The organism is Streptomyces sp. ACA25 (genome assembly GCF_028200735.1).
GTDB lineage: Bacteria > Actinomycetota > Actinomycetes > Streptomycetales > Streptomycetaceae > Streptomyces.
Genome location: NZ_JAQKPV010000006.1, coordinates 99,278 through 121,653 on the forward strand (window position 1 = coordinate 99,278; position 22,376 = coordinate 121,653).

Sequence of the window (22,376 nt, forward strand, 5' to 3'; positions counted from 1 at the left end):
GGCGGGCCGGACAGTCCAGCGTAGAAGACCGGCTCCCTCCCGCGCCTCCGCCGCGCCCCCGCCGGGCGCCCCGCACGGCCGAGGCCCCGTGTCCCACCGCGCACACGGCAGGACACGGGGCCCTCGGGGACTGGGCGGTGCGCTACCGCACCGGCTCGACCCGCACCGGACACACCATCCGGCGGTCGTGGCCGGCCGGCCGCTCCGAACCGGTCAGCACCAGCGGCACGGTGTGCCGCATGTCCTCACTCGACGCGCCGAAGCGGAGCTCCAGCGCCCCGGGTTCGACGATCCGCTCGCCGGCCCGCAACGTGTACGAGGCCAGATCGGCGTGCACGTCGAAGGACACCCGGGCCGACTCGCCGGGCTCCAGCGCCACGCGCGCGTAGCCGATGAGCCGGTTCACCGGCCGGACGATCCGGGCGACCGGGTCGTGCAGGTACAGCTGCACGATCTCGGTGCCGGCCCGGTCCCCGGTGTTGCGGACGGTGACCGAGGCAGTGGTCTCCCCGTCGGTCGGCACCGTGGTCGTGCCCGCCTCGGCGTCGTCCCACCGGAAGGTGGTGTAGGACAGCCCGTGGCCGAAGGGGAACATCGGGGCCGGGTCCAGGGAGCTGGCGTCGTTGTGCCGGCCGAGCGGCGGAGCGAGGTAGCTCCACGGCTGGCCGCCGGGGTGCCGGGGCACGCCCACCGGCAGCCGGCCGGAAGGGTTCACCCGGCCGGAGAGCACGCCGGCCACCGCGGGCCCGCCCTCCTGGCCCGGGAAGAAGGCCTGCACCACGGCAGCGAGCTTGCCGTCCCACCGGCCGAGCGCGTACGGACGTCCGCTGAGCAGTACCAGCACCACCGGGTCACCGGTGGCCACCAGCTCGTCGACCAGTGCTTCCTGGCCGTCGGGCAGGGTCAGGTCCGCGGCGTCGCAGCCCTCGCCGGAGGTCCCGCGTCCGAAGAGGCCGGAGCGGTCACCCACCACGGCGATCCGGACGGTGGGCCGCTCCTCCGCCGCCTCCGCGGCGATGTACTGCGGGCTGTAGGAGATCCGGGCGCCGGGGAGTTCGGCGCGCAGCGACTCCAGCAGCGTGGGCACCTCCACACCCATCGGCATGTCGGGGTACTCGACTCCGACGTGCCGGGGGAAGGTGTAGCAGCCCAGCATGCCGGCCGCGTCGTCGGCGAGCGGGCCGGTGACGGCGATCCGGGCGTCGGAGGCCAGCGGCAGGCAGCCGTCGGCAGCCAGCAGTACCACGGACTCCTCGGCCAGCGTCCGGGCGGCGGACCGCAGCTCCGGCGGGTTGAGGTCGATCGGCTCCCCGGCAACCAGGGCGGGAGGCTCGGCGGACCAGTCCGCGTCGAGCAGACCCAGCTCGCATTTCTGGGTCAGGACCCGCAGGGCGGCGCGGTCGACGAGGTCCTCCGGTACGTCACCGGCCAGGACGGCCTTCAGCAGCGGTTCGCCGTAGCACCGCACTCCTGGCAGCTCGACGTCCACGCCAGCGGCCAGGGCCTGGGCTCCGGCGCTCGCGGGTGAGTCTGCGGTCCGCTGGGCGAGCTCCAGGAAGGTGATTCCGAAGTAGTCGGCGACCACGGTGCCGGTGAAGCCCCACTCGCCCCGGAGCAGCTCGGTGAGGAGTGCCGGGTCGGCGTGCGCGGGGACGCCGTCGACATCGTTGTAGGCGGCCATGACGGAGCGGGCTCCGCCGTCGCGGACCGCCAGCTCGAAGGGCGGCAGGATGACGTCCGCCAGCTCGCGCGCACCCAGCGAGGCCGGGGCGTGGTTGCGGGCGCCGCGGGAGGCGGAGTAACCGGTGAAGTGCTTCAGGGTGGCGACGATGCCGGTCGCCTCCAGCCCGCGGACGTAACCGGTGGCAATGGTGGACACCAGGTACGGGTCCTCACCGATGCTCTCCTCGGTGCGCCCCCATCGGGGGTCGCGGGTGACGTCCAGGACCGGGGCGAGTCCCTGGTGGATGCCGACCGAGCGCAGTGTGCCGCCGATGAGGGAGGCGGTGCGCTCGACGAGCTCGGGGTCGAAGGTCGCACCCCAGGCCAGCGGGGTGGGCAGCACCGTGGCCTGCCAGGCGGTGAACCCGGTGAGGCACTCCTCATGGGCGAGGGCGGGGATGCCGAAGGGGTTGCCGGCGATGATCCGCCGCTGGGCGGCGGCCAGGTTGCGCGCGCCGTCCGAGGGTTCGACGGGGATGGTGCCGAAGGGGCGGGTGAGCTGGCCGAGGCCGTGCGGTGGCAGCTCGGCCGTCTCCAGCGGTCCGGTCCGGCCCGGCTCGGTCAGCTCGGTCAGCTCGCTGATCTCGTGCTGCAGGGGGGCGACGTCCTCGTTGCCCGCGGACGAACCCGGCCAGATGCTGGAGAGCTGGGCGAGCTTCTCCTCCAGCGTCATGCGAGTGAGCAGGTCCGCAGCGCGGGACTCGGCCGTACGGGCGGGGTCCTGCCATGGATGTTGCATGAGACTCCTTGTCTGAGGCGGCCGTGTCACTTGCCGCCGACGCCCATCAGGCCGTTGATCAGCTGGCGGCGGGCGAACAGGTAGGCGATGAAGATCGGCACGATCGACAGCACCACGGCGGCGAGCAGGGCGGGGATGTCCACCCGGAATTCCCCGACGTAGTCGTACAGGCCAAGGGTGAGGACCCGTGTGTCGGCGGACTGGGTGAGAATCAGGGGGAAGAGGAACCCGTTCCAGGCGTTGAGTGCGGAGAACACCCCGACCGTGGAGATCCCGGCCCGGGAGAGCGGGACCACCAGCTGGAGCAGCGTCCTGGTCTGGGAGGCCCCGTCCAGGGACATCGACTCGTAGAGCTCCTCGTCGATGTCGCGCATGGAGCCGACCAGGATCAGCACACTGACCGGCAGCGAGAACGCTGCCGTGGGCAGGATGATCGCGAGCAGGGTGTCGTACAGGTCCAGCTCGATGATGATCATGTAGATCGGGATGATCACCGCCTGGGCCGGGATGGCCAGACCGAGCAGGAACACCTGGAAGAGCTGCCGGGAGAACCGGCTGCGGTTGCGGACGATGGCGTAGCTGACGGTCACCGCCAGCAGGATCACCAGGGCCGCGACGGCGACGGTGACCAGCACCGTGTTGAACAGGTAGGTGGGGAACCCGCTGTCCAGCACGCGCCGGTAGCTGTCGAAGGTGATTTCGGTGGGGAGCGACAGCGGCCCGTCCCGCAGGTAGGCCTCACGGCTCTGCAGGGTCGAACTGACCAGCACGTACAGCGGCAGGCCGACGATCACCAGCCAGATCGTCACGGCGACGCCGGCGGGAATGTTCGGCCGCGACGCTCTCGACTGCGGCTTCACATGCCCTCCCGGGTGCTGCGCATCTTGGTGAAGCCGGTGAGCCGCACCATCAGCAGGGAAACGGTGGTGGCGACGATGACCAGGGTGGCGGCGACGGCGCTCGCGTAGCCGAGGTCGAATGCCTGGAAACCGGTTTCGTACATGTAGTAGGGCACGATCGTCGTGGCGTGGCCGGGGCCGCCGCCGGTGAGGATGAGGACGGTGTCGAAGAAGGTCAGCGCCCCGACGACCATCAGCACGGACGACGTGATGATCGTGTTGCGCAACTGCGGCAGGGTGACGGCGAAGAACTGCCGGACCGTTCCGGCCCCGTCGATCGAGGCGGCGTCGTAGAGCGAGGCCGGGACCTGCCGGGCGCCGCCCTGGTAGAGCAGTGTGTGGAACGGGATGAACTGCCAGGCCGCAACGAACACGATGGCGATGAACGCGCCCCGCGGGGAGCCGAGCACATCGGCGTTGTCCAGGTTGAACCAGTTGGCCACGTCGGCCGCGACCCCGAGGTTCGGGTTGAGCAGGGTGCGCCAGATCAGTGCCAGCGCCACGGAGGACGCGAGGAGCGGCAGGAAGAAGATCGCGGACAGCACGGCCCGGTTCCGCTGGCGGCCCGCGGACCACACCCCGAGCAGCAGGGCTATCGGGGTCTGGACGAGCCAGGTCAGACCGGTCAGCAGCACGCTGAGCCAGATCGCCTGCCGCATGGTCGGGTCGTTCCACAGCCGGGACCAGTTCTCCGTGCCGGTCCAGACCGGGCTGCCCAGCCCGTTCCAGTCGGTGAAGGACAGGTACGCGACCAGCAGCATCGGGAAGCCGGCGAAGAAGACGAAGAAGAGGACGCCGGGAATCGCCCAGGCGAGGCCTGGGCGACCGGCGCGCGGTGGCGCAGTGGTGGACGGAACGGACACTTAGACGTCCTGCATGGCGTCGACGAATTCCTGGGGGGTGATCTGGCCGTTGAAGAGCTGCTCGATGTTGTTGATCATCGTGGTTGCGGGCCGGGCCGGGAGGGCCTGGTCCCAGGAGAGAGTGAAGTTGGAGGCCTCGCGGACCAGTTCGTACTGGAAGGCCGCGTACTCCGGGTTCTCGTGCTTCTCCAGCAGCGCTTCGGCGTTGGACGTGGCGGGCACGTCGCCGTTGGCGATCAGAGCCTCGGCGTAGGAGTCGTCACCGGCCATCTTGAGGAACTCGATGGCGGCTTCCTGGCGCTCGCCCTGCACGTTGGCGTTCACCGACCAGAAGTTGGTCGGGTTGCCCGTGACGGCGCTGGGGTCGCCGATGCCTTCCTCGATCTCGGGGAAGGCGGTCCATCCCAGGTTGTTGTCGGCGAAGTCCGGCTGGTTGGACTTCTGGTTGGAGAATTCCCAGCTGCCCATCAGGTGCATGGCGGCACCGCCCTGGGCGAAGAAGGTGGAGGCACCGTCGGCGACGTAGTCCATGGAACGGAAGTTGTTGCCGAAGGCTCCGGCCTCGACCAGCTCCTGGACGGTTTCGGCGGCCCAGAGCATGGCAGGGTCGCCCCAGGCCTCGGAGTCAGCGTTCTGGATGCGCTGCCAGACCTCGGTGCTGCCGTAGCGGTCGAGCAGGTACTGCATCCACATCTGCTCGGTCCAGGGGTCGGCCCCGGCCAGCACGAAGGGCACCACGCCCTCGGCCTGGAAGACCTCGACGAGATTCCAGATGTCGTCCATGGTCTTCGGCGGCTCGACACCGGCGGCCTCGAAGACCTCCTTGTTGTGGAACAGCAGCACCGGCTGCACGCCGCGCATGGGGATGCCGTAGTACTGCTGGTCGATCCGGCCGGCATCCAGAATCGAGGGGATGAACGACTGCTTGAACTCCAGGTCGTCATTGAGGATGTCGGTGAGATCGAGGAGCATGTCCTGCTCCACGAAGTCGCTGATGCTGCCGCCGCCCCAGTTGAAGAAGATGTCCGGCGCATTGGGCGTGCCCAGGGAGGTGCGGGTCTTGTCCTGGTAGTTGTCGCCCGGGATCTGCGTCAGGTTGATCTTGATGTCGGAGGTCTCGTTGAACTGCTCGATGAACTGCTCCTGCACCGCGGTCGAGGCGTCCTGGTAGACCCACACCTCCAGCGCGTCTCCGCTTCCGCCGGAGTTGTCGCTGCCGCATGCGGCCAGTGCGGAGGTCCCGAGAGCAGCAGCGGAGATCGCCGCGATCATCCGTAGTCTCCGAGGGAGTGAGGTGTGCATCGTCGCGCCCTTCCGGAAAGTCGCCGAAAATTATCGGTTCGTTGCTGAGGAAGTTACGGACATCCCGACACCCGCGTCAACGGTTCCTACATTTCGAGACGATTACTCTCCCGGCAGGCCGCCCGGCGGTGCCGTGCTGGCCCGGATCATCAGTTCCGTCGCCAGCTCGACCCGCGGGGAGTCGATCTCCTCGCCCCGTGCCTTGCGCAGGACGGTGCGGGCGGCCATCTTGCCCATTTCCGCGAGTGGTTGACGCACCGTGGTCAGCGGGGGGGCCGACCACCGCATCTCCGGCAGGTCGTCGAAGCCGACCACGCTCACCTCCTGCGGCACCCGGAGGCCACGGCAGCGCAGCGCCTCGATGGCACCCAGTGCCATCTGGTCGCTGGCGGCGAAGATCGCGGTCGGTGGCACGGGCAGATCCATCAGCGTGTTGCAGCCGGTGAACCCGGACGCGTGGTAAAAGTCGCCCGGGACCGTCAGGTCGTCGTCCGCGGGCACACCCGCCGCCTCCAGGGCGGCACGGTGGCCGTCCATTCGGGCCCGGCTGCACATCAGGCGCGGCGGGCCGCCGATGAAGCCGATCCGGGTGTGTCCCAGCCCGAGGAGGTGCTCGGTGGCGGCCATGCCTCCCGCCCAGTTGGTGGCGCCCACGGTCGGGGCGTCCAGGGCCGGCGAGCCCGCCGGGTCGACGACCACTATGGGAACCCCGAGCCGGTGCAGTTCCTTGTGCAGGACCGGCTCCAGGGCCGAGGTCACCAGGATGACCCCGTCCGAGGCGCGGGCCCGCAGGTTGTTCATCCACTGCCGGGCCGGGCCCGCGCGGTCATGGATGGCGGACACCACGGTGCCCATCCCGGCGGCGTGCGCCACCTCCTCCACGCCGCGGATGATCTCCACCGCCCACGGGCTGTCCAGGTCGTTGAACACCAGGTCCAGTAGGCCCGCGCGGTCCCCGGGGGCGCTGGCGCGGCGGCTGTAGCCGTGCAGGCGCAGCAGGCCCTCGACCTTCGCCCGGGTCTCGGGCGCCACGTCCGAGCGGCCGTTCACCACCCGGGAGACGGTGGGAACCGATACCCCGGCCTCCCGGGCGATCGCCGTGATGGTCACTTTTCTTTCGACTGTCATGAGCCCTCCTGGCCGCATTCTCCACCCCGCGGTGAGCACGCTGACAGTACCGAAAGTTTTCCGAGATTATTCCGGAAGGGTTGACGGCTGTCGGGGGCCCCCATAGAACTGTCCCCGTCGGCTGCGGGGGTCATGACAAGAAGGGACAGGCATGTCTCGTAATCGCACCACGCACAACCGTCTGATGCGCAGAGCAGGGGTCGCTGTTGCGGCCGGAGCGCTGCTCACTGGAGTCGCGGTCTACGGTACCGCTTCGGCGGCCGAGGAGTCCGCTGCCCAGCCGCCCTCCGCGCAGAATCAGACCCTGCGCGAGGCGGCCCAGTCAAGCGGCAGATTCGTCGGCACGGCCATCGCCGACCACCGGCTCAACGACTCCACCTACACCGCCATCGCGAGCCGCGAGTTCAGCAGCGTCACCGCTGAGAACGAGATGAAGTGGGAGTCCGTCGAGCCCAACCGCGGACAGTACAACTGGGGCGGCGCGGACCGCTTCATCGCCTTCGCGCAGCAGAACAACCAGCAGACCTACGGGCACACCCTGGTGTGGCACAGCCAGATGCCCGGCTGGCTGGAGAACGGCAACTTCAGCGCCACCGAGCTGAACCAGATCATGCACGACCACATCGCGACCTACGCGGGCCGCTACGCCGGCCAGATCGACCGCTGGGACGTGGTGAACGAGGCGTTCAACGAGGACGGCACCTTCCGCAACTCGAAGTGGTTGCAGGTGCTGGGTGAGGACTACATCGCCGACGCCTTCCGGGCGGCCCGTCAGGCGGACCCGAACGCGAAGCTGTTCATCAACGACTACAACACCGACGGCATCAACGCCAAGAGCAACGGCATGTACCAGCTCGTGCAGCGGCTGCAGCAGCAGGGCGTGCCCATCGACGGCGTCGGCTTCCAGTCGCACATGATCCTCGGTCAGATGCCCGGCGACTACCAGCAGAACCTCCAGCGCTTCGCGGACCTCGGCCTCGAGGTGGTCGTCACCGAGCTGGACATCCGGATGGACATGCCGTCCAACAGCAGCAAGCTGGAGCAGCAGGCGCGGCAGTACACCTCGGTCACCGAGGCGTGCCTGGCGGTGAGCCGCTGCTCGGGCATCACCGTGTGGGGCTTCGGCGACCGCGACTCCTGGGTGCCCGACTGGTTCGAGGGCCAGGGGGCGGCGAACCTCTACGACGACAACTACCAGCCCAAGCCCGCGTACTACGCCATGCGGGAGGCGTTCGGCGGCGACGGCGACGGCGGCAGCAACGGCGGCGGTGACAACGGCGGCGGTGACAACGGCGGAGGTGACAACGGCGGTACCGGTGGCACCGACCCGGTCGGTGACTGCTCCGCCGATCTGCAGATCAACCGCTGGAACGCCGGCTCCGTGGTCGAGGTCCGGGTGACCTCGCAGCAGGCGCTCAACGGCTGGGAGGTCACCTTCGACCTGCCCTCCGGCAGCGTCACCCAGTCCTGGAACGCCGAGGTCAGTCAGTCGGGCAACCGGGTGACTGCCCGCAACCTCGGTTACAACGGCAACATCGGCGCCGGCGGCTCGCTCAGCTTCGGCTTCCAGACCAACAGCGGCGACGAGTACGCGACTCCGCGGGTCAGCCTGAACGGAACCGCCTGCGCCGGGTCCTGACCCGGCGCCGTCCCCCCATCCCCCACACCCCCGCAGTCCCGGCATCACCCCACACCCCGTGAAACAGACGCCGTTCCTCCTGTTGTGGATAAACAGGAGGAACGGCGTCCTCGTGCGTAAACTCCGCACAGCTGGAGACAGGGAGAGAAACGGGCCGGAGCGGCCCGGCGGCGAAGGGGAGTGAGTGCGTGTCCCAAGCACCGACCGGCACGGCCGGCCACCCGGGGGCCCGGAGGGGACACTCCCCGGGCTCCCGCTCCGCGGGCAGCCCCCGGGCCACCGGGGCCCGCCCGGCCTATTGCGCCGGGAAGGGCTGATCCGAGGTGGGGGACGCAGCGCTGCGACCGGTCCTGCGCGGATGCCGGGCGGTGGTCTTCGACACCGACGGGGTCCTGCTCGACTCCGCCGGCGTACACGCGGCCGCCTGGAAGGAAGCTTTCGATGCCTGCCTGCGGGAGCGGGCAGGTGCCGGCCGGGACCAGCCGTTCGATCCGGACCACGACTACCGCCGGTACGTCGACGGCAAGTCGCGGCTGGACGGAGCCGCGGCCTTTCTGGCCGCGCGCGGCCTGGACCGGCCGGCCGGCGAGCCGGACGACCCGCCCGGCACCGGATCCGTCCGGGCGGTCGCGGCCCGTAAGGAGCAGCTGTTCACCGCCGCCCTGCGTGACCGTGGCGTGGAGGCGTTGCCGGGCAGCGTGCGGCTGCTGGAGGTGCTGCGGAACAGCCGGGTGCCGTGCGCCGCCGTCTCCGCCTCCCGGCACGCGGGGGAGCTGCTGGCCTCGGCCGGCCTCGGCCGTGGGTGGTTCGACGCCGTCGTCGACGGGAACGAGGCCGCGCGGCTCGGGTTGCCCGGCAAGCCCGACCCCGCGCTGTTCCTGGAGGCGGCCCGCCGGCTGGGCGTGCCCGCCGGGCAGGCAGCCGTCGTGGAGGATGCCCGGGCCGGCGTCGCGGCGGGCCGGGCCGGCGGCTTCACGCCGGTGATCGGGGTGGACCGGTCCGCCACCCCGGCCGGTGCGGCGAGCCTGCGGGAACACGGAGCGGACCTGGTCGTCGAGGACCTCGCGGAGCTGCTGACCGGCTCCGCCGAAGACCTGAGGGGAGACTGAAGCATGGCGTCGGAGTGGATGTGGGAGTACGAGGGGTACGACCCCCGTCAGGAGCGCCTCCGGGAGGCGCTGTGCACGCTGGGCAACGGCTACTTCGCGACCCGGGGCGCCGCCCCGGAGGCGGCGGCGGACCCGATCCACTACCCGGGCACCTATGCCGCAGGCCTCTACAACCGCCTCGTCTCGACCGTCTCCGGCCGTGAGGTGGAGAACGAGGACCTGGTCAATCTGCCGAACTGGCTCCCCCTCCGCTTCCGCATCCGCTCGCCCGATGCCCCCGGCGCCACCGGGGGGGCCGATGCTCCCGGCGACCGGTGGTTCTCCCCGGACGACCCGGAGAACGAGCTGCTGATGTACCGCCAGCAACTCGACCTGCGCCGCGGCACCCTGACCCGGATCATGCGCGTGCGGGACGCGCAGGGCCGGCACACCGGAGTGCGGCAGACCCGGCTGGTACACATGGGGGACCAGCATCTGGCGGCCATGACGACCACGTTCACCGCCGAGGACTGGTCGGGCCGGGTCGAGGTCGAGTCGGCGATCGACGGCACGGTCACCAACGACGGAGTGGCCCGGTACCGGCAGCTGAACGGCGAGCACCTGACCGAGTTCCGCACCGGCACCGCGGACCCCGACACCGTCTGGCTGCGCTGCCTCACCAGTACCTCCGACCGGCGTATCGCGATGGCCGCCCGCACCCGGATCACCTCCGAGGCGGCCGACGGCACGGCTCACGGACCGGCCACCACCCGGCTCACGGACCGGACCGCCACCCAGTGCGTGACCGTCCCCGTGGAGCCCGGCAGGCCCGCCGTGGTGGAGAAGACCGTGGCACTGCACACCTCCCGCGACCCGGCGATCAGCAGCCCGCTGCAGGCCGCGATCGAGCGGCTGGAGCATGCGCCGGAGGTGGACCTCCTGCTCGCCTCGCACGCCGCGGCGTGGGAAGCCCTCTGGGGGCAGGCCAGGCTGGAGGAGCCGGGGGAGGCGGGCCGTATTCTGCGGCTGCACCTGTTCCACGTCCTGCAGACCCTCTCCCCGCACACCGCGGAGCTGGACGTCGGGGTGCCGGCCCGGGGGCTGCACGGCGAGGCGTACCGCGGACACGTCTTCTGGGACGAGCTCTTCGTGCTGCCCTATCTGAACCTGCACTTCCCCGAGGTGTCCCGGTCGCTGCTGGAGTACCGGCACCGCCGGCTGCCGGCCGCGCGCCGGGCCGCGCGGGGGGCGGGCCGCGCCGGGGCGATGTACCCCTGGCAGAGCGGCAGCGACGGCCGGGAGGAAACCCAGCAGCTGCACCTGAACCCGCGTTCCGGCCGCTGGCTGCCCGACCACTCCCGGCTCCAGCACCATGTCGGCTCGGCGGTGGCGTACAACGTCTGGCGGTACGCTCAGGCAACCGGCGACCTGGAGTTCCTGCATACCAAGGGCGCCGACATGCTGCTGCAGATCGCCCGGTTCTGGGCGGACGCCGCGGTCTTCGACCCGGCGTACGAGCGCTACCGGATCCTCGGCGTGGTGGGGCCGGACGAGTACCACGAGGCATACCCGGACGCGGACCGGGCCGGGCTCGACGACAACGCCTACACCAACGTCACCGCCGCCTGGGTGCTGTGGCGGGCGCTGGATCTCGTCCGCACGGTACCGGCCCCGCGCCGCGACCAGCTGTGTGAGCGGGCCGGGCTGGACAGCACCGAGCTGGAGCTGTGGGAGGACGTCTCCCGGCGGCTCCGGGTGCCCTTCCACCAGGGCGTCGTCAGCCAGTTCGAGGGATACGGGAAGCTGGAGGAGCTCGACTGGGCCGGCTATCGCGAGCGGTACGGCGACATCCACCGGCTCGACCGGATCCTGGAGGCCGAGGGCGACTCGGTCAACCGGTACCAGGCGTCGAAGCAGGCCGACGCGCTGATGCTCGGCTACCTGTTCTCACCCACCGAGCTGTCCGATCTGTTCGCCCGGCTCGGCCACCGTCTGGACGATGAGCTGTGGCGGCGCACGGCCGACTACTACCTGGCCCGCACCAGCCATGGATCGACGCTCAGCGGACTGGTGCACGGCTGGGTGCTGGCCCGGGCCCGGCACGAACAGGCGTGGCAGCACTGCCAGCAGGCCCTGCTCAGCGATGTGGCCGACGTGCAGGGCGGTACCACCGAGGAAGGCATTCATCTCGGTGCCATGGCCGGCACCCTGGATCTGCTGCAGCGCGGGCTCACCGGTCTGGAGACCCGTGAGGGCGCCCTCTGGCTGGACCCGGCCCCGCTGCCGGAGCTGTCGGAGTTCACTTTCTCGATCCGCTACCGGGGTCACTGGGGCATCGAGGTGCGGATGAAGCCCGGGGAACTGCTGATCACCGTCCCGCCGTCGGACGAGCCGCCCATCCGGGTGATGCTGCCCGACCGGAGCATCGCTCTGGCCCCGGGGGAGCAGCGCCTGCTGCCACTGCCGCTCGCCACCCCCTGACGGCGGGCACCGCCGGCCGCGCGGCGCGGCGACGCCGGATCCGGCGGCCTTCCCCCGCTGAGGGAGGAGCCGTCGGATCCGGGGCGTCGGTCCACGGAGAGTGTGCTCAGCTGTAGGCGATGACGGCGACCGGCGCCGCCGAGTGGTGCAGCACCGCGTGGGCGACCGAGCCGATGCGCGGCGAGAGGGCCGGGCGCTCGGTCCGTCGGCCGACGGTGACCAGCGCAGCCTCGGAGGCCCCGGTCAGCAGCACCTCGGCGGCGTTCCCGGGGCGCACGTCCTCGGTCACCTGCACGTCGGGGTACCGCTCGCGCCAGGGCGCCAGGGCGGCGCTCAGCTGCTCCTTCGCCTGCGAGAGGGCGTCCGCCAGGCTCTTGTCGTCGTCGTGCCCGCCGCGCACCCGGGCGATTTCCTCCTCCAGCCGGCCGCTGCGGTCGCGGTGGTGCAGCGCGTGCACCGCCCGGACCGTGTCACCGCGGGTCTTCGCGGTGGAGAAGGCGAAGTCGAGCGGTGCGGCGGCCGGGCCGTCCAGGTCTTCGACGCCGACGACGATCTCGCTGCCCGCGGTGGCTGCCGCGCGGGCCTCCTCCTCGCGGACCAGCACCACGGGCTTCTTCGCCCGGGCCAGCACCCGGAGGCCGATCGAGCCGACCAGGAAGCCGACCAGGGCACCGCGCCCGCGGGAACCGAGCACGATCATCTCGGAGTTGTCCTCCTGCTCCAGCAGGCCGACGGTGGCGGTGGCGGAGACGGGGCCGGTGGTGACGGTCACCCCCGGGTGGCGTTCGGTCAGTTCGGCGGCCGCCTCGTCCAGCAGCTTCTGGGACCAGGCGGTGTCCCGGGTGGGCGGGGTGGTGAGGGGCTCGAGCAGCCAGGCGTGCACCAGGTGCACGGACAGTCCGCGATGGCCGGCTTCTCTGGCCGCCCAGTCCGCGGCTGCGCGGCTTTCGGGGGAGCCGTCAAGGCCGACGGTGATCTGCTGAGTCATGGTGTACCTCCGGGTAGGACCTGCTGCCTGCGGCGACATTACGCTTTCCACTGTCGCTCGCCTACAGCTTGGCGGCGAGCGCGTCGCCGCAGGCAGGGGCCGGTGGGCCCCCTCCTGGTCCGTTCAGCCCTCAACCAACGGGACGTTCCGGGTCGCACCGGCTCGAAGCCCGGGGCGGGCCGGGGACGGCTGCCCCGGCCCGCCCTCGGGCGGGCGAAGCGTCAGACCGTGCGGCAGGGGTGCACCGGCACCGCCTTCTCGGGGTCGTCCAGGCACTGGCCGGTGGTCAGGTCGAAGCGCTGCTTCAGCAGCGGGGAGGCGACGAACAGTGTCTCGCCGGCCGACCCGAGCAGCCCGCGGGAGAGCACGTAGGCGCCGGTGAACGGGTCCCGGTTGCCCACCGCGTACGTGCGTCCGCCGCGGTCCCGGAACACCGCCGCCTGGCTGCCGTCCGGCAGCACGACGGCCACCCCGCGCCCGGGAATCAGGTCGTCCGCCCCGCAGACCGCGACCCACTGCCCGCCCGCCCGGATCTGTACCCGGGACGCCGTTCCGGTGACCGTGGCCGACGAGTGCGGTGCGGTCGGAGCGGAAGGCTCCGGGGCGGTCCGGTCCGGTGCCTGCGTCATGCTCGCGGTGGTCATCAGCGGGTGCTCCCTTCGAGGGTGCGGACCGGAATGTCCGGCCCGGAAAGAATCGTCAGATCCGGCTTCACCTGGTCCCGCTCGGACACGAACCGCACCGAGGGGTCCGGAGCGTCCGGGGCGTTCACGAAGGAGACGAACCGGCCCAGCTTCTCCGGGTCACCGAGTACCTCGGCCCACTCGTCGCGGTAGTGCGCGACGTGGTCGGCCATCAGCGCCTCGAGCTCGGCACAGATCCCCAGCGAGTCGTGCACGACGACGTCCCTGACGTGTTCGAGGCCGCCCTCGATCCGCTCCAGCCACACCGAGGTGCGCTCCAGCCGGTCGGCGGTACGGATGTAGAACATCAGGAACCGGTCGATCAGGCGGACCAGCTCGGCGTCCGACAGATCCTGCGCCAGCAGGTCCGCGTGCCGGGGAGTGGCCCCGCCGTTGCCTCCCACGTAGAGGTTCCAGCCGTTCGCCGTGGCGATGATCCCGAAGTCCTTGCCCATCGCCTCCGCGCACTCCCGGGCGCAGCCGGAGACCGCGGACTTCAGTTTGTGCGGGGCGCGCAGACCCCGGTAGCGGAGCTCCAGGTCGATGGCCATCCGCACGCTGTCCTGCACCCCGTACCGGCACCAGGTCGAGCCCACGCAGGACTTCACGGTCCGCAGCGACTTGCCGTAGGCGTGCCCCGACTCGAAGCCCGCGTTCACCAGCCGGGACCAGATCAGCGGCAGCTGGTCCACCCGGGCCCCGAACAGGTCGATGCGCTGCCCGCCGGTGATCTTGGTGTAGAGCCCGAAGTCGCGGGCCACCTCGCCGATCACGATCAGCTTCTCGGGGGTGATCTCACCGCCCGGGATCCGCGGCACGATCGAGTAGGAACCGTTGCGCTGGATGTTGGCGAGGAAGTGGTCGTTGGTGTCCTGCAGAGCCGCCTGCTCACCCTCCAGCACGTGCCCCGGGGCGCCGATCGTCGGCGCGAGCGAGGCGAGGATCGAGGCCACCGCGGGCTTGCAGATCTCGCAGCCCTCGCCGTCCCGCGCCTCCGGCCGCCCGTGCGAGGCCAGCAGCTGCCGGTAGGAGGTCACCCGCAGGGCGTGCACCACCTCGTACAGCTCCTGACGGGTGTGGGAGAAGCAGCCGCACAGACCCTTGTCGACCGTGACACCGGCTGCCTCCAGCTCGGCGTTGACGAGCTGCCCCAGCACCTTCACGCAGCTGCCGCAGCCGGACCCGGCCTTCGTGCACTTCTTCACCTCGGGCAGCGTGGTGCACCGGTGCTCGCTCACCGCGGCCCGCACCGTGCCCTTGTCGACGTGGTGACAGCTGCAGATCACGGCCTCGTCCGGCAGCGAGGACGGACCCAGCGACCCGGCCGGGGACAGCCCGGCCGGCAGCACCAGCTGCTCGGGCGCGACCGGCGGCACACTGCCCGTCAGCGGGCGCAGCAGCCCGTACGACTCGGCGTCCCCGACGAGCACCCCGCCCAGCAGGGTGCCGTCCTTGGCGACGACCAGCTTCTTGTAGACGCCGGAGCGGGAGTCCGAGTAGACGACGTCCAGGCAGTCCTCGGCGGCACCGTGCGCGTCGCCGAAGGACGCCACGTCCACGCCGAGCAGCTTCAGTTTGGTGGAGGTGTCCGCGCCGGTGAAGCCGCGCTCCCCGCCCGCCAGGGCGTCGGCGGCGGTGGCCGCCATCTCGTATCCCGGCGCCACCAGCCCGTACACCGTGCCGTCCGCGGCCTTGGCGCACTCGCCGATCGCGAGGACGGCCGGGTCCGAGGTGCGGCACTGCTCGTCGACGACGATCCCGCCGCGCTCACCGACCTCCAGCCCCGCCTCGCGGGCGAGCTGGTCGCGGGGACGGATACCGGCGGAGAAGATCACCAGGTCGGCGGCGAGGGAGGAACCGTCGGACAGTGTCATGCCGGTGACCGCGCCGTTCTCGTCCGCGGTGATCTCCTGCCCGGCGACGCCGGTGTGCACGACCGGCCCCATCTCCTCGACGGTGCGGCGCAGCGCGGCACCGCCCCCCTCGTCGATCTGCAGGGCCATCAGCCGCGGGTTGAACTCCACGATGTGCGTGTCCAGGCCGAGCCCGTGCAGCGCACCGGCGGCCTCCAGCCCGAGCAGCCCGCCGCCGACCACGATGCCGGTGCGCGAGCGCCGCGCGTACTCCTCGATGGCGAGCAGGTCCTCGATGGTGCGGTAGACGAAGCAGCCCTCGCTGTCCTTGCCCGGCACCGGGGGAACGAACGGGTACGAGCCGGTCGCCAGCACCAGGCTGTCGTAGCGGACGGTGAAGCCGCCGCGGGTGGTGACCGTCCTCGCCTCGCGGTCCAGTGCTTCGACGGGGTCGTCGAGCCGCAGTTCGACGCCGTGCCGGGTCAGGAAGTCGCCCTCCACCATGGACAGCTCGTCCGGGGTGGTGCCGGAGAAGTACGAGGTCAGCTGCACCCGGTCGTAGGCGGCGCGCGGCTCCTCGGCCAGCACGACCACCCGGGCCCGGTCGGTGATCCCGCGGGCGGCGAGCTCCTCCAGGAAGCGCTGGCCGACCATGCCGTGTCCGACCACCACGATGGTGCCGGCGGGGGCGGGCGCGGACGTGTGTGCGGCGGCGGGCTCGGTGAGCGCGGACGCAACGGGCTCGGCAGACATGTCAGGACCCTCCGTCGTGGGTGAGCAGGTGGAGCAGGGGGGAGGCGGGCAGCGGATCGTCGGACTCCCAGGCCCGGGCGAGTGCCCCGACCCCTCCGAGGTCGCCCAGCAGCACACCGCCCATGAGCCGGTCGCCGCGCACGACGATCCGGCGGTAGGCGCCGCGGGTGGCGTCGGCGAGCTGGACCACGTCGTCCCCGGGCTCCGGGGTGGTCTCGCCGAACGAGGCCAGGTCGAGCGGGGTGGCGCCGCCGTTGAAGGTGAGCCGGGTGAGCGCCCGGGTGCCGGAGTAGCGGACGCCGTCGTCCCCGCTCAGCACCCGCGCCAGGACATCGGCCTGCTCCTGGGCGGCGCCGGCCAGGCCGTACACCGTCCCGCGGTGCTCGGAGCAGTCGCCGAGCGCGAAGATCCGGGGGGCGTCGGTGCGCAGCTCGTCGTCGATGACGATGCCGCGCGCCACGGTCAGCCCGGCGGCCCGGGCCAGGCCGGTGCGCGGGCGCACCCCGCAGGCCAGTACGACCTGCTCGGCGTCGAGCCGGAAGCCGTCGGCCAGCTGCACGCCGCGGACCTGACGGTGCTCCTCGCGCGGGTCCGACAGCAGCAGCTGCCGTACCCGGCACTCGGTGTGCACCTCGACCCCGAGCGTCTCCAGGTGCTCCCGGAGCAGCGCGGAGGAGCCGGCGTCCAGCTGGCGCTCCATGAGGCGCTCGCCCTGCTGGGCCAGCACCACCCGGGCCCCGCGGCGGGCCAGCGCCCGGGCCGCGGACACCCCGAGCAGACCGCCCCCGATGACCACCGCCGGGGTGCCGTCCCGTACCTCGGTGTCCAGCGCCAGGCAGTCGTCCAGCGTCCGGAACGCCCGTACGCCCCGGGGAAGCTCGTGCCTGCCCGGCTCGAACAGGCCGTGGAACGGGGGCAGCACCGGGTTGGAGCCGGTGGCCAGCACCAGCGCGTCGTACGGCACCAGCGCGCCGTCGTCACAGACCACCCGGCGCTCGTCGCGATCGATACGGACCGCGCGCACTCCGGTGCGCCAGGTCACGGTCTCGCCGGCCGGGGCCGGCAGCGCGATCACGTCGGCCGGGTAGCGCCCGCCCAGTACCTCGGCGAGCAGGACCCGGTTGTACGGGGCGTGCGGCTCGTCACCGATGACGGTCACTGCCGTCCCGGCCCGCGCTGCCAGCTGCTGCGCGAGCCGGGCACCGGCCATGCCGCCGCCGACGATCACCACACGGGATTCCGAGCTCATGTACGGAGCCTGCGCGGCCGCCGTTTCCCGTCGGCGTCCCGTCCGTTTCCCCGAAGGAACGCTGTCCTCAGTCCGCGCCCACCCCCACTGTGAGCCCCGCACCCGTGGCGCAGGGCCCGCCGGCCGCCCCTCGGTCCCTGCGTCACCGGTGCGGGAAGCCGGAGGGAAACCCGCCCGCCCCCACGGCCAGGGTGCGGAAGGGCACCCCAGGCAGGTCACCGAATACCTCCGAGCATGCCCCGGGCCGGCTGCGGGAACGGGGGACGGCGCAGCCGTTCCCCCCCGCCACCCGTCCGCCCCGCCCCCGCCCTGCCTCCGGTCGGCCGGGTCAGGCCGGGCTGCCTCCCCAGATGCCGGTGGCGGCCGTCTCCCGCACGTAGGCCGCGGTGTCCCGGGGCTCCCGGCCCAGCACCTTCCGCACGTCCTCGGTGACGGTCTCCAGGTCGCCCGCGCGCACGTGCCCGAACAGCTCGTTCAGCAGCTCCACCACATCCTCCGGCACCCCGAGCCCGGTGAGCGCGGCCGCGTACTCCTCGGGCGTCACCGGTACGTACCGGAGGTCCCGTCCGGTCGCCCCGGCGATCTCCGCCACCACGTCCCCGACGGACAGCAGACGTGGGCCGGTCAGCTCGTAGACCTGCCCCGCGTGCCCGTCCTCCGTCAGCGCGGTGACCGCCACTTCCGCGATGTCCCGCACGTCGATGAAGGCGTCCCGGCCGTCCCCGGTCGGCAGCTGGAGCTCCCCCGCGATCACCGGGTCCCGCAGGAAGTCCGCTTCGCTGAAGTTCTGCTGGAACCAGCTCGGCCGCAGCACCGTCCACTCCGTTCCGCCGCCCCGGACGGCCCGTTCAGCGGCCCGGAACGCACGGTCGAGCGGCCCCACGGGCCCCCGGTGGCTGCGGGCCGACAGCAGCACCACCCGCCGCACCCCTGCCCCGGCCGCCTCCTGCGCGAAGGCACTGATGGTCTCGGCGGCGCCCGGGGAGTTCACTTCCGGGCCGTACACCAGGTACACCCCCGACACGTCCCGCAGCGCCGGCCCCCACGTCGAGCGGTCCGTCCAGTCGAACCGCGGCTCCCCGGAGCGGGACCCCGCCCGCACCGGCAGCCCGCGTTCCCGCAGCAGCTCCGCCACCCGGCTGCCGGTCTTGCCCGTCGCGCCCGTCACCAAAGTCATGTTCTCTGTCATGTGCCCAGTCAAGCGAGACGGGATGAGACGCGCCATGGCTCATCGGCTCAGCCGCATGTCTGTCCGTCTCACCGCCCGTCGTTATGCTGGCCGGCATGGACCCCCTCACCGAACTCCTGGCAGGCGTCCGGGCCCGCGGGGCCCTCTTCCACCAGTCGTTCCTGCCGTCGCCCTGGGCCCTGCGCCTCGACTGCGGCACTCCGCTCGCGCTCGCCTCGATGGTGCACGGCACCGCCTGGGTGCTCCCCGACGACGGCAGCCCGGTACGGCTGAATCCCGGGGACGTGGCGATCCTGCGGGGCGCCGCGCCGTACACCGTCGCCGACAGCCCCGCACCCTCGGCCGGTGACGTCGTCCTCCACTCCGGCGACAGCTGCACCGGCCCGGACGGCGCGGAACTCGCCGCCGACCTGTCGCTCTCCACCCGCAGCTGGGGCGCCCGGGAGGACGGCGCCGCCGTGCTGCTCAGCGGCATGTACCAGGTGGAGGGAGACGTCGGCAGCCGCCTGCTGGCCGCCCTGCCCCCGGTGTTGACGGTCGAGCAGTGCATGACGGACTGCCCGCTCAGCCCGGTGATCGCCGAGGAGATCGCCCGCGACGAGCCCGGCCAGCAGGCCGTCCTCGACCGGTTGCTCGACCTGCTGCTGCTCGCCACCCTGCGCAGCTGGTTCAACGGCAACGAGGCACACGCCCCGGCCTGGTACCGCGCGCACGGCGACCCGGTGGTGGGGCAGGCCCTCCGGCTGCTGCACGCCGACCCGGCGCACCCGTGGACCGTCGGCGCGCTGGCAGCGAAGGCCGGCACCTCCCGGGCCACCCTGGCCCGCCGCTTCACCGCGCTGGTGGGGGAGCCGCCGATGAGCTACCTGACGGACTGGCGGCTGACCCTCGCCGCCGACCTGCTGCGCACTCCGGGGGCCACGCTCGGCTCCGTCGCCCGGCAGGTCGGCTACGCCGACGCCTTCAGCCTCAGCGCGGCCTTCAAACGGACGCGCGGCGTCAGCCCCCGCGCGCACCTGCACGCCACCGCTACCCCGCCCCCGGCCGGGCCCACGGCTCCCGGCCGGCTGATCGGGGCGCGCGCCCGCCCCGCCACGGCGGCAGTGGCGGGGCGGGCGGGGACTACGTCGCGGTGACGGCGGTCAGCACGACGATGGCGTCCTCCAGCGCCCGCAGGCCGTGACGCTCCTGCGGCAGCTTGTGGATGTGCCCGGTCGCCAGCTCCACGTCCTCGCTCGTTCCGGTGATCCGGACCGACCCCTGGAGCACCTGAAGGCTGGCCGCCGGCGGGGAGTTGTGCTCGTCCAGCTCCGAGCCCTCGGTCAGCGCGATGATGCTCTGTCGCAGCGGTCCGTCCTGCAGGAAGAGGTGGGCACTGCGCCCGTGCGGCGCCGAGCGCGCCTTCTCCATGTGCTCCTGGGCCAGCTCGATGAGGTCCTCCATGGACGGCTCTTCCCTCCGGTCGGCGTTGGGATGGTTCATCCTGCCACTCCGCATGTCTCCCGCAACCGAACCCCGTCCGCTGTCGGCCCGTCGCCCGGCCCCTGCTGCCCTGCTGACGCCGCGTCGCATGACGGTGACGGGGGCCCGCCTCCCGCCGGGCCCCCGTTCCCGGTACCGGAACCGCCCCGACCCACCGCGTCGTCGAGTCGCCTGGGCCCACGAAGCGGACACAACGCCAGCACCTCGCTCTCGTCGTGGGGAGCCGGGTCCGCCGCCGAGGCGGTCGTCCAGCCCAGGGATCATCGAGCGTGGGCCACCTGTTCCAGGGAGGGCCGGAGGGCCCTGAGCGGTGCCGACCACTCATCTCCGGGCGTCGCGGGGGAGAGGTGACCGAGCATCGCGCGCATCTGCTCAGCGTGCACCTGCTCCAGGATTGCGTGGATCGCTTCGTTGTACCGCACGGCGAGCCCGGGCGCTCCCGCCATCTCCAGCCAGCGCCGCAGGGCGATGCCCACGTTGTTCAGAGCCAGGGTGCGCCGTTCGTAGGCGGGGGAGTTCAGCACCGGGCCGAAGCCCTCCTTCGGCAGGAGGTCCGCAAAACCTTCGGCGGCGTCCTGGAGGGCGTCCAGGGCCGCCGGGACGGCCGAACCGTCGGCCGGATCCGGCAGCGGGGAACGGCTTCCCCTGCCGGCCGGCCACGGCATGCCGGACCAGCCCGGCGGCTGCAGCTGGACGGCGAACGCATGGGCCGAGTTGCTGAAGCGTTCCAGGGTCGGGGTGGTCACCCAGGTGGCGCGCTCCCGATGCCTGCCGGTCCACAGCAGGCTGTTCCGGCCGAGGTGGCGCCGGAACAGCTCGAGTGACTCCTGGCGGGCGACCAGGCTTCCCTGCCCGTCGCCGGTGAGGAGCAACACGTCGGCGACACGGGTGAGCGCCCACGCCAGATCCAGTGCGCCCCGCTCCTCGGACCGCTGTGTGTGGCTGCGGTAGTCCGCCAGGGCGGACTGTCTCTCCCGGGCCGCCTCGCCGGTCCGGTCACCGGTCCGGGCCAGGAACTCCGCCGTGAGGAGGCGCAGGGACGGCACGAGGAGCGGGTACGCGGCGGCCTCCTCGCTTCCCTCCAGCAGCCCGATGGCGCGCTTCGTGTCCTTGACGCCCGCTCGGTACTGGACGAGCGCGCGCGAGGAACCGTTCTGCAGCGCACAGTGGTTGCCCAGCTCACGCCGGATGTCGGCGCGGTCCCGGTACCGGGCGGACAGGACCTTGCGGACCTCCTGGTCCTTCCGGTCGGCGCGGTGCAGCTTTTCCGCCGCCCGGGTCGCCCGCACCGACGCCTCCAGGGCCGTCTCGTGCTGCCCGTCGAGATGGAGCAGGACCGCCTGCTCACCGTGAACATCGGTCGCCCGGACGAGCGCCTCCCGGCGCTTTCGCAGCAGTAACATGCCTGTCCCCCCATCGCATCGCGCGGACCTGAAACCCCCGACGATGCTTCCCGGTACGATCCCGGTCAACCCCTGACTGCGCCTGGGGCTGTACTCCCCGTGGGACTGCGCCACCTACCGTGGGTGCAATCTTCCGTGCGGCGGGAGCGGTACCAAGAGATGGCTGGTGCGGACTTCCGCGACGCCATGTTCATTGCGGTGCACGGAACACCGGGGTCGCCGGGATGCGCCGCTGATCAACCCAATAAACCGAAGGCTGCACATGCGTGTGGTGTGCAGTCTTGTGCAATTGTGGAAGAAGGAATTGTGAAACGAAGCCGTATCCCCATTGTTGTCGCCGTCATTCTTGCCGTCGTCGGCCTGGGAATTATAGGCGTTGTCGTGGTCGACAGATTACAGCAGCTCAACGTCACGCCCACCGACCCACCGGCGGCGCGCGCCATCATCACTTCGGCTCCGCCGCCGGCAGATCAGGCGACGGCCGAGCAGTGGGGCGAGCTGTTCCGTCAGCATGCCGCTCAAGCCAACTACACTCCGGATGACTCTGCGGACCTGACGGGGGACTGGCGGGTAGCGGCTGAGGAAGTAACCATGATCTCCGGTGATCAGGTTTCTCAGCGCGTCACCATTCGGACCGGCCTGGAGCCCGGAGACGTGGCCGCGGCAAGGCTGGTCGCCACGGTGTTCACGCTGTGGCAGGGCGGAGACCCTGCCCGGTCGGCGCTGGCTCCCCGCGGGGCAGAATGGAGCGACCACGGGGTGTTCTCGGTGTACGCGGCCGACGACACGATCCTGATTCCGAATTCGACTTTCTGAAATCCTTGCTGATCCGATAGAAATGCAGGGCAATGAAATCAGCTCCCGTCGTTTCGGATGACCGGGGAGCGTCCGATAGCGTGGGGGTCCGGAACGTTC

17 protein-coding genes are annotated in these 22,376 nt (G+C 71.6%); 5 read left to right on the forward strand and 12 right to left on the reverse strand.

Annotated elements, in window-relative coordinates; genetic code table 11:
- Positions 1-142: 142 nt before the first annotated feature.
- The 5 genes from PJ985_RS11850 to PJ985_RS11870 all read right to left on the reverse strand — a co-directional run bounded on the left by PJ985_RS11850 (position 143) and on the right by PJ985_RS11870 (position 6,653).
- Positions 143-2,461 (reverse strand): glycoside hydrolase family 3 N-terminal domain-containing protein, encoded by a 2,319-nt coding sequence (locus PJ985_RS11850; protein ID WP_271683638.1) that lies wholly within the window; start codon positions 2,459-2,461, stop codon positions 143-145.
- 26 nt (positions 2,462-2,487) lie between these two features.
- Entirely contained in the window at positions 2,488-3,321 is an 834-nt protein-coding gene (locus PJ985_RS11855; RefSeq protein WP_271683639.1) for a carbohydrate ABC transporter permease, read from the reverse strand.
- The gene (locus PJ985_RS11860; RefSeq protein WP_271683640.1) at positions 3,318-4,223 is read right to left on the reverse strand and encodes a carbohydrate ABC transporter permease; all 906 of its coding nucleotides are present in this window, start codon (positions 4,221-4,223) and stop codon (positions 3,318-3,320) included. The genes PJ985_RS11855 and PJ985_RS11860 overlap by 4 nt, the downstream gene beginning before the upstream one ends.
- The gene (locus tag PJ985_RS11865) at positions 4,224-5,495 is read right to left on the reverse strand and encodes an extracellular solute-binding protein (RefSeq protein WP_271683641.1); all 1,272 of its coding nucleotides are present in this window, start codon (positions 5,493-5,495) and stop codon (positions 4,224-4,226) included. It abuts the gene before it with no gap.
- Between the two features lie 132 nt (positions 5,496-5,627).
- Positions 5,628-6,653 carry a LacI family DNA-binding transcriptional regulator gene (locus tag PJ985_RS11870; protein ID WP_271683642.1) on the reverse strand — a complete coding sequence of 342 codons (1,026 nt, stop codon included), beginning with the start codon at positions 6,651-6,653 and terminating at the stop codon, positions 5,628-5,630.
- A gap of 151 nt (positions 6,654-6,804) precedes the next feature.
- On the opposite strand from PJ985_RS11870, the gene PJ985_RS11875 reads away from it, so the two are divergent.
- From PJ985_RS11875 to PJ985_RS11885, 3 genes are all read left to right on the forward strand, one after another.
- A complete protein-coding gene (locus PJ985_RS11875) occupies positions 6,805-8,292 on the forward strand; it encodes an endo-1,4-beta-xylanase (protein ID WP_271683643.1) in 1,488 nt (495 codons plus the stop codon).
- Positions 8,293-8,615: 323 nt separating this feature from the next.
- Positions 8,616-9,401, forward strand: coding sequence for an HAD family hydrolase (locus PJ985_RS11880; RefSeq protein ID WP_271683644.1), 786 nt, complete (start codon positions 8,616-8,618; stop codon positions 9,399-9,401).
- Positions 9,402-9,404: 3 nt separating this feature from the next.
- The gene (locus tag PJ985_RS11885) at positions 9,405-11,861 is read left to right on the forward strand and encodes a glycoside hydrolase family 65 protein (RefSeq protein WP_271683645.1); all 2,457 of its coding nucleotides are present in this window, start codon (positions 9,405-9,407) and stop codon (positions 11,859-11,861) included.
- 106 nt (positions 11,862-11,967) lie between these two features.
- Here PJ985_RS11885 and PJ985_RS11890 read toward each other — a convergent pair whose 3' ends face one another.
- The 5 genes from PJ985_RS11890 to PJ985_RS11910 form a co-directional block, all read right to left on the reverse strand.
- Complete coding sequence (locus PJ985_RS11890; protein ID WP_271683646.1) at positions 11,968-12,849, reverse strand: universal stress protein; 882 nt, start codon at positions 12,847-12,849, stop codon at positions 11,968-11,970.
- A 221-nt stretch (positions 12,850-13,070) separates the two neighbouring features.
- Positions 13,071-13,493 carry a nitrite reductase small subunit NirD gene (nirD, locus tag PJ985_RS11895; protein WP_333909849.1) on the reverse strand — a complete coding sequence of 141 codons (423 nt, stop codon included), beginning with the start codon at positions 13,491-13,493 and terminating at the stop codon, positions 13,071-13,073.
- Entirely contained in the window at positions 13,493-16,039 is a 2,547-nt protein-coding gene (gene nirB, locus PJ985_RS11900) for a nitrite reductase large subunit NirB (protein WP_271683773.1), read from the reverse strand. Before nirB ends, nirD begins: the two co-directional genes overlap by 1 nt.
- Before the next feature lie 100 nt (positions 16,040-16,139).
- Positions 16,140-17,387, reverse strand: coding sequence for an NAD(P)/FAD-dependent oxidoreductase (locus PJ985_RS11905; RefSeq protein ID WP_271683647.1), 1,248 nt, complete (start codon positions 17,385-17,387; stop codon positions 16,140-16,142).
- A 328-nt stretch (positions 17,388-17,715) separates the two neighbouring features.
- Positions 17,716-18,576 carry an SDR family oxidoreductase gene (locus PJ985_RS11910; protein ID WP_271683648.1) on the reverse strand — a complete coding sequence of 287 codons (861 nt, stop codon included), beginning with the start codon at positions 18,574-18,576 and terminating at the stop codon, positions 17,716-17,718.
- 95 nt (positions 18,577-18,671) lie between these two features.
- Between PJ985_RS11910 and PJ985_RS11915 the strand changes: the two genes are divergently transcribed.
- On the forward strand, positions 18,672-19,712 hold the full coding sequence (locus PJ985_RS11915) for an AraC family transcriptional regulator (protein WP_271683649.1): 1,041 nt from the start codon (positions 18,672-18,674) through the stop codon (positions 19,710-19,712).
- Here the strand turns inward: PJ985_RS11915 and PJ985_RS11920 are convergent.
- A complete protein-coding gene (locus PJ985_RS11920) occupies positions 19,699-20,019 on the reverse strand; it encodes a cupin (RefSeq protein ID WP_271683774.1) in 321 nt (106 codons plus the stop codon). The two genes, PJ985_RS11915 and PJ985_RS11920, sit on opposite strands and share 14 nt — an antisense overlap.
- Positions 20,020-20,318: 299 nt before the next feature.
- Complete coding sequence (locus PJ985_RS11925; RefSeq protein ID WP_271683650.1) at positions 20,319-21,461, reverse strand: hypothetical protein; 1,143 nt, start codon at positions 21,459-21,461, stop codon at positions 20,319-20,321.
- A 159-nt stretch (positions 21,462-21,620) separates the two neighbouring features.
- Between PJ985_RS11925 and PJ985_RS11930 the strand changes: the two genes are divergently transcribed.
- Positions 21,621-22,277 carry a hypothetical protein gene (locus PJ985_RS11930; protein ID WP_271683651.1) on the forward strand — a complete coding sequence of 219 codons (657 nt, stop codon included), beginning with the start codon at positions 21,621-21,623 and terminating at the stop codon, positions 22,275-22,277.
- The last annotated feature ends 99 nt before the right edge of the window (positions 22,278-22,376 follow it).

Bases quoted from the DNA above. Each gene is read 5' to 3' on its own strand.
- PJ985_RS11850 (WP_271683638.1), bottom strand. From the start codon at position 2,461: ATGCAACATCCATGGCAGGACCCCGCCCGTACGGCCGAGTCCCGCGCT.
- PJ985_RS11865 (WP_271683641.1), bottom strand. From the start codon at position 5,495: ATGATCGCGGCGATCTCCGCTGCTGCTCTCGGGACCTCCGCACTGGCC.
- PJ985_RS11870 (WP_271683642.1), bottom strand. From the start codon at position 6,653: ATGACAGTCGAAAGAAAAGTGACCATCACGGCGATCGCCCGGGAGGCC.
- PJ985_RS11875 (WP_271683643.1), top strand. From the start codon at position 6,805: ATGTCTCGTAATCGCACCACGCACAACCGTCTGATGCGCAGAGCAGGG.
- PJ985_RS11885 (WP_271683645.1), top strand. From the start codon at position 9,405: ATGGCGTCGGAGTGGATGTGGGAGTACGAGGGGTACGACCCCCGTCAG.
- PJ985_RS11890 (WP_271683646.1), bottom strand. From the start codon at position 12,849: ATGACTCAGCAGATCACCGTCGGCCTTGACGGCTCCCCCGAAAGCCGC.
- nirD (WP_333909849.1), bottom strand. From the start codon at position 13,493: ATGACCACCGCGAGCATGACGCAGGCACCGGACCGGACCGCCCCGGAG.
- nirB (WP_271683773.1), bottom strand. From the start codon at position 16,039: ATGGTCGGCCAGCGCTTCCTGGAGGAGCTCGCCGCCCGCGGGATCACC.
- PJ985_RS11905 (WP_271683647.1), bottom strand. From the start codon at position 17,387: ATGAGCTCGGAATCCCGTGTGGTGATCGTCGGCGGCGGCATGGCCGGT.
- PJ985_RS11910 (WP_271683648.1), bottom strand. From the start codon at position 18,576: ATGACAGAGAACATGACTTTGGTGACGGGCGCGACGGGCAAGACCGGC.
- PJ985_RS11915 (WP_271683649.1), top strand. From the start codon at position 18,672: ATGGACCCCCTCACCGAACTCCTGGCAGGCGTCCGGGCCCGCGGGGCC.
- PJ985_RS11920 (WP_271683774.1), bottom strand. From the start codon at position 20,019: ATGGAGGACCTCATCGAGCTGGCCCAGGAGCACATGGAGAAGGCGCGC.
- PJ985_RS11925 (WP_271683650.1), bottom strand. From the start codon at position 21,461: ATGTTACTGCTGCGAAAGCGCCGGGAGGCGCTCGTCCGGGCGACCGAT.
- PJ985_RS11930 (WP_271683651.1), top strand. From the start codon at position 21,621: ATGGCTGGTGCGGACTTCCGCGACGCCATGTTCATTGCGGTGCACGGA.